The following is a 6,467-nucleotide window of genomic DNA, read 5'->3' on the forward strand; positions in this document are numbered from 1 at the left end:
CAGGCCAGCGTCGGGTCGCGCGTCACCGCCGCCAGCGTCGCTCGGACCCGTTTCCCGGGCCAGTCGCGCTCCAGCGTCAGGTGCAGCCCGACGAGGTGGACGTGCGCCGACTGGATCGTCCGCCGCTCGGGCTCGCCCGGATGCTGCGCGCAATAGGCGTCGACGGTGAGCCGATGCGCGGCCATGTACGCCGGATCGCCATACTCGCGCGCGAGCAGCTCGCCATAACGCGCCCAGCAGGCGGGCGACGCGCCGAGATAGCCATGGGCCGGGCCGGTCGCGGCGGGGAGTGCCAAGCCGCAGCCGGGGCAGCGCCCGCTCAGTGGACGAACCGCGCCACCACGTCGCGGTAGGAGCGGCTGACCTTGACGCTGGCGCCCGAGTTGAGCACCAGGAAGCATTCGCCATTGGTGTGCGGCTTCACCGTCTTGACCAGATCGAGGTTGACGATCGTCGAGCGGTGGATGCGCTGGAAGCGGCGCGGATCGAGGCGTTTCTCCAAGTCCTTCATCGTCTCGCGCAAGATTAGCGTGTTGTCGCCGGTATAGATGCACATGTAATCGCCCGCCGCGTCGATTCGCTCGATCTTGTCGACGTCGACGCGGAAGATCTGGCCCTGATCCTTGATGTTGATCAGCTTTTCAAAGCGGTTCGCGTCCACGCCCCCGCCGGCGCCGTCCGCCGCCAGATCGGCGGCGGCCTCCGGCGCATGCTCGGCGAGCGCGGCCTTGAGCGTTTCCGCCTCGCCGACGCTCTGCTTCTCGCTCAGCCGCTGGCGGACGCGGTCCAGCGTGTCGGCGAGCCTGGTCTCCTCGACCGGCTTCATCAGGTAATCGGCCGCCTGCGCCTCGAACGCGCGCAATGCGTGGTCGCCATAGGCGGTGACGAAGACGAACAAGGGCGGCTCCACCTCCATCAGTCCCTGGACGACCGAGAAGCCGTCGAAGCCGGGCATCTGGATGTCGAGAAAGACGAGGTCGGGCTTGTGCGTCTTGATCGCGCGGATCGCCTCGCGGCCGTTCAGACAGATGCCGATGATCTCGATGTCCGCGTGCGGCTGCAGCCGCAATTGCAGGCCCTGATTGGCCAGCGGCTCGTCGTCGACCAGGATCGTGCGGATCGTCATGCGGCTTGTCTCCCCACGTCCTCGACCTGGAACGGGATCTCGATGGTGACGGCGAACCCGCCCTCTGGACGCGGCGCGCTGAACAGGCGCTGATCGGGACCATAGGCCTGGGCGAGCCGATCGCGGATGTTGGCGAGGCCGACGCCGGTCGACCGGCTGATCGGCAGCGCGCAGCCGGGCGTGCCGGGGCCGGTGTCGGCGACGGCGATGCGGACGCGTTCGCCCTCCACCTGCGCCGTCACGCAGATCTCCGCGCCCTCCTCCTGCGGCGTCACCGCGTATTTGATCGCGTTCTCCACCAGCGGCTGGAGCAGCAGCGAGGGGAGGCGCGCATGTTCGGCGGCGGGATCGATGTCGAAACGCGGGCGCAGCCGGTCCTCGAAGCGCATCTTCTCGATCTCCAGATAGAGCTTGAGCGTCTCCACCTCCTGCGCGACGGTGACGTGCGCGGTGGGCTCGTTGGCGAGCGTGTAGCGCAGGAACGAGGACAGGCGGCTCAGCATCGCATTGGCGCGCTCGGTCTGCTTGAGCAGCACCAGCGTCGAGATCGAGTTGAGCGTGTTGAACAGGAAATGCGGGTTGAGCTGATAGCGCAGCATCGCCAGCTGCGCCGACGACGCCTGCGTCTCCAGGTCGCGCATCTGATCGATCTGTTCCTCGACGATCAGGTAGAAGTTGATCCCGAAATACAGCGCCGACCAGCCGGCGAGCACGGTGAAGGCGACATAGATGGCGAGCAGCATGCGGGCGAGCGTGACGCCGGGCTGTTGCGTCTGGATGTAGGAGAACGAGGCGGCGTCGAGCACCGCGTAGAGCAGCGTCGCGGTCGCCAGCGTCGCGACGGTGAGCAGCACGCCGGCGACGCGCGGCAGCGTGCGGAAGAAGCCAAACAGCGTCGACAGCAGCAGCGTCAGGCAATAGCCCAGGATCGTCTCGACGATGACGGGGATGATGACGTCGAGCGATGGCCCGTTCGAGATCGCCGACACGCCGCGCAGCACCAGATAGCCGCTCCAGCCGACCGCCTGCAATGTCCAGAACGCGCGCGCCTTGTCCTCGAAAAACGGGCGGACGTTGAGCCGGACGTGGGGAACGGGAGCGGGAAGCGAGGCCATGCGTGGGCCGGGGTATAGCCAAGCGTCGGCGATGGCGGAAGCGCCCGTCGATGTGGGACCTTTCCGCCAGGACGAGGGCCGCCGTTCCGGGTGGAACGGCGGCCCCGATCGTGGTCGCGGGCGCGCCTAGAAGGTGAAGCGCGCGCCGATGCGGATCGTGTAGAGCGACTGCGTGATGTTGAGGTTCTTCGCGTTCGGCCCGACATAGGACGAATAACGGTACTGGGCGCAGACCTGCGACGAGGTCGTGTCGCCGACCGCCGGCAGGCCGGTCGGGTTCTGCGCCGCCGTGGCGTTGATGTTCGCGACCGCGAAGCCGGTCGGGATCGCCCGCGACAGGCACTGGACGCTGACGACGGAGGCCGTCGCGTCGTTGAAGGTCGGGCTGACCTGACGCAGGCCACCCCATTTGGAATTCAACAGGTTGGTGAAGTTGTTGATGTCGGCGAACACCGACACCTTCGATTTGCCGATGAAGGTCGGCACCTCCTGCTCCAGATGGAGATCAATGGTCGTGTTGGCCCGGCTGCGCAGGATGTTCTTGGCCGCGATCTGGCCACGATATTTGCTCAACGCGGTCCCGTTGATCAGCCCGTCGAGCGCGGCCTGCGTGGCTGCGCTATCGTAGCTGACGAGCGGGTCGGTTGTGCTGGTGGGCACGTAAAGTAGGTTCGTCGACGCGCTGCCGGTCTGGACGGTCCCGAACACCGCCGAGCGATTGGTGGAGTTCGCGAGATCGTTCATGACGATGCTGTACGGCTTGCCCGCGCGGCTCTCGCCGAACAGCTGGAAGCGGGTCTTGTAGTCGCGGAAGAAGGCATGGTCATAGCCGAGCGAATATTTGAAAATCCACTTCGTCTGCTGGTCGGACGTGCCCAGCACCGGGCGGTTCGGATCGGCGAAGACTTGGAAACGATAATTGGAGTTGATCGTCGACGAGGTGGCGTTGCCCGTGTCGCGGATGTCCTCCAGCGTGTAGCTGCCGCCGAGCGACAGGCCCCAGTCGAACGTCTTGTCGATCCGGACGACGCCGATATGGCTGCGGCCCTTTGACGAGCTGCCTAGCTGGACGTCGTAATTGTTGTCGGCGAAGTTGCCGCTGATGTTGCCGTAGCGCGGCCGGCCGTCGGGCAGCTGGCCAACGACGACCGAGCGGATGTCGGTGAAGATCGGCGAGTCGACCGTGTTCGAATAGTAGTAATCGGCGCCGATGTTGACGCCGAACAGCGTGTAGTCGGCCGACAGGGTGGCCTTGAGCGAGCGCGGCAAGTGCCAGTTCTGCGCGATCGAGCCGGTATTGGTGTTGGGAAATGCCGCGTTGGTCGCGGTGTTGGTCGCGATCGCGCGCAGGTTCGGATTGACGACGCCGGTCACGTTGTTGAGCGCCAGGTCACAGGTCGAGCCCGCGACGTTGCAGGTCGGATCGACCGTGCCGTTCGTCAGGTATCGGTTGATGGTGACCTGGTTGGTGGTGAGTGTGTTGGAGAAGCTGTTCGACAAATAGATGTCGGGCGAGCCGCCGCCGAAGATGCCGGCGCCGCCGCGCAGCCTGACCCCGGCGAGGAACTTGCTCGGCTTGTAGTTGAAGCTGACACGCGGCTCGAACTGGTCGAGGCCCTTGTACGTCTTGGTGTTCGGAACACCGTAACGAGCCTGGTAGAACGGGTCGTAGATCGGCCGGTCGTCCATGGCATACAGGCTCTCGCGCACGCCGTAGGTGAACAACAGGTCCGGTGTCGCCTGCCAGTCATCCTGGAAGCCGAACGTGTACTGAGTGTAGTGGAAATTAGCCGCCGCGGTACCCGGCCCATTGATCTCGGCTGCATAGATCAGTTGGTTGGCGCGACCCAAACGATAGTCGGCCAGCGAGTCGAAATACCAGGAGCCCAGGCTGTTCTGCACGAAATTGTTGAAGGTGCGGTTCTCCGTGATCTCCGCGAGCAACTTCACCTCATGCCCGCCGGCGCGGTAGCGCGCCAGGAACGAGCCCGCCCAGGTATCGAAGAACAGCTGGTTGGTCTGGCGCGAATTGTCGGGACCGAAGAAGATGCGCGGCGTACCGGTCGAACAGCCCGTCGCCAGCGAGGCGAGCTGGGTGGCGCCCGATGGCGTGGTCGTGTCGGTGGGATCGGTGCAAACGCCGAACTGGCCCGTGTTGCGGCCCAGCAGCGGCTCCTGGCCGCGCTTGCTGTACTTGTAGAGACCACGGACCTCCGTGGAAAACTGATCGGTCCAGTCCGAATTGAGCTGGACGATGCCGGCCTTGAGCAGCTCGGTCAGCGCATAGGCATTCGAACTCAGACCATAAGACGGGTTCGCGGCCCCGGTCGCCGTGTTGTTCTGGCTGACCAGCGAGTCATACGAGTTGATGTAGGACAGCGACAGTCGCTGGCCGTCGGTGATGTTGAGATCGACCTGGCCGACGATCTTCTCGTCCTTGCGCGGGTTCAGCCCCAGCACATCGCCCGGTTGGAAGGCCGGATACCGACCCGATGCGGTGATGCCGTTGACGGTGGGGATGGTGGTCGCGGTCAGGCCCGGGATCTGTCCCGGCAGCGTGCTGAACGGCCTAGGATCGGTGTTGCGCTCGGCCGCGACCATGAAGAACAGCCGGTCCTTGATCAGCGGGCCGCGCAGCATCGCGCCATAGGTCTCGCTCTTGTACTTGGGCAGCACGATCTTGGTGGAGCCGATCCGGTCGCCCGACAGGCCGTCGGTATTCTGCGAGTAGAAGCCGGTGCCGTGGAACTCGTTGGTGCCCTTGAGCAGCACGGTGTCGATCGCGCCGCCCTGGAAGCCGCTCTGGCGGAAATCATAGGGCGCGACGGAGGTGGAGACCTGACCGATCGCGTCGAAGGGGACGGGGCCGCGATTGGTCGGGCTGGCGTCCTGGTTGAGGCCGAACGTGTCCCCCACGGTCACGCCGTTGATGGTGAAGCGGTTGAAGCGCGAGTTGACGCCGGCGAAGGCGACGGCGCCGCCCCGGTCGCCGTTGCTGGCGCGGTCGATGTTGGCGAACGGATCGCGGCGCTCGACATCGCGGACGTCGCGGTTTACCGACGCGACCTTCTGGATGTCCGCCTGACGCAGCACGGTGGAGGGCCCCTGCGAAACGACGCCGGCGCCGCGGATCGAGGTGGCGGTGACGACCACGTCGGCGGTGGCGCCGGAATTGTCGGCGGTCGCGCCAGCGGTCGCCGCCTCGTTCAGCTCGACGGGCAGGCTGAAGGTCTGCTGGACGACCGTGTAGACGTCCGTCACCGACTTGTTGCCCTGCGCGCTCGTCACGTCGACGGTGAACGGGCCGCCGGCGCGCAGGCCGGACAGGGTGAAGGTGCCCGACGCGTCGGTGGTGGTCTGCGCCTTGGTGCCCGAGCCGACATCGGTGGCGATCACGGTCGCGTTGGCGACCGGCGTGCCGGCCGACGTCACCGTGCCGCGAATCGCGGCGGTCGTCTCCTGCGCCGACGCGGCGGCGGGAACGGCGAGCGCCACGGCGGCCGCGCCGAGAAGATAATGGAGTCGCATGAACTTATGTCCCACCCTTGAGAGATCGATTGATCGCGCGGCCTGTTCGCCGTCCGCCGCGTCCCTGACCGTCTTTTATGGCAGCGGGGTGACAGCCGGAAGCGTCGGGTTCCACCCCGCTCCACTCGGATGCGCCGCGTTGCAAAAAGGCATCACTGGCGGCGCGCCGAGCCCCGGCTAGCCATCCGTCCCCGCCACGATCGCGGCCCAGCCGGCCTCGTCGATCACCGCGATGCCCAGCGTCGCCGCCTTTTTCAGCTTCGATCCGGCGTCGCCGCCCGCGATCACGAGGTCGGTGCGCGCCGACACCGCGCCGGCGACGCGCGCGCCCAGCGCCTCGGCCTGTGCCTTGGCCTCGTCGCGCGACAGCGTGACGAGCTTGCCGGTGAACACCACCGTCTTGCCCGTGACGGCGGACGCGCGCGCCGACGCGATGAAGGGCGGCGGCGCCACTTCGCGCAGCAGGTCGTCCCAGACGCGGCAATTGTGCGGCTCGTGGAAGAACGCGCCCAGCGCCGCGACCACGCTGGGGCCGACGCCCCCGATCAGCTCGAACCGATGCAGCATCTCCGCGTCGCCCGCCGCCGCGCGCTCGGCGGCGTCGCGCAGCGCCGGCAGCGTGGCGAAGGCCTTGAGCAGGTCGCGCGCGGTGACTTGGCCGACATGGCGGATGCCGAGCGCGAACAAGAGCCGCGCGG

General features: G+C 66.7%; 5 protein-coding genes. All 5 read right to left on the reverse strand.

Features of this window, described 5'->3' with window-relative positions; all coding sequences use genetic code 11:
• Nucleotides 1-296: DUF5946 family protein (locus tag HUU95_RS05560; RefSeq protein ID WP_217429780.1), on the reverse strand; the 296-nt coding region annotated here is incomplete at its 3' end.
• 23 nt (nt 297-319) lie between these two features.
• The gene (locus HUU95_RS05565) at nt 320-1,126 is read right to left on the reverse strand and encodes a LytR/AlgR family response regulator transcription factor (RefSeq protein ID WP_174279206.1); all 807 of its coding nucleotides are present in this window, start codon (nt 1,124-1,126) and stop codon (nt 320-322) included.
• A complete protein-coding gene (locus tag HUU95_RS05570; protein WP_174279207.1) occupies nt 1,123-2,241 on the reverse strand; it encodes a sensor histidine kinase in 1,119 nt (372 codons plus the stop codon). The genes HUU95_RS05565 and HUU95_RS05570 overlap by 4 nt, the downstream gene beginning before the upstream one ends.
• Before the next feature lie 126 nt (nt 2,242-2,367).
• The gene (locus HUU95_RS05575; protein WP_174279208.1) at nt 2,368-5,769 is read right to left on the reverse strand and encodes a TonB-dependent receptor; all 3,402 of its coding nucleotides are present in this window, start codon (nt 5,767-5,769) and stop codon (nt 2,368-2,370) included.
• A gap of 177 nt (nt 5,770-5,946) precedes the next feature.
• Nucleotides 5,947-6,467: helix-hairpin-helix domain-containing protein (locus HUU95_RS05580; RefSeq protein ID WP_302480095.1), on the reverse strand; the 521-nt coding region annotated here is incomplete at its 5' end.

The sequence above is a fragment of the Sphingomonas bacterium genome, from assembly GCF_903643065.1.
GTDB lineage: Bacteria > Pseudomonadota > Alphaproteobacteria > Sphingomonadales > Sphingomonadaceae > Sphingomonas.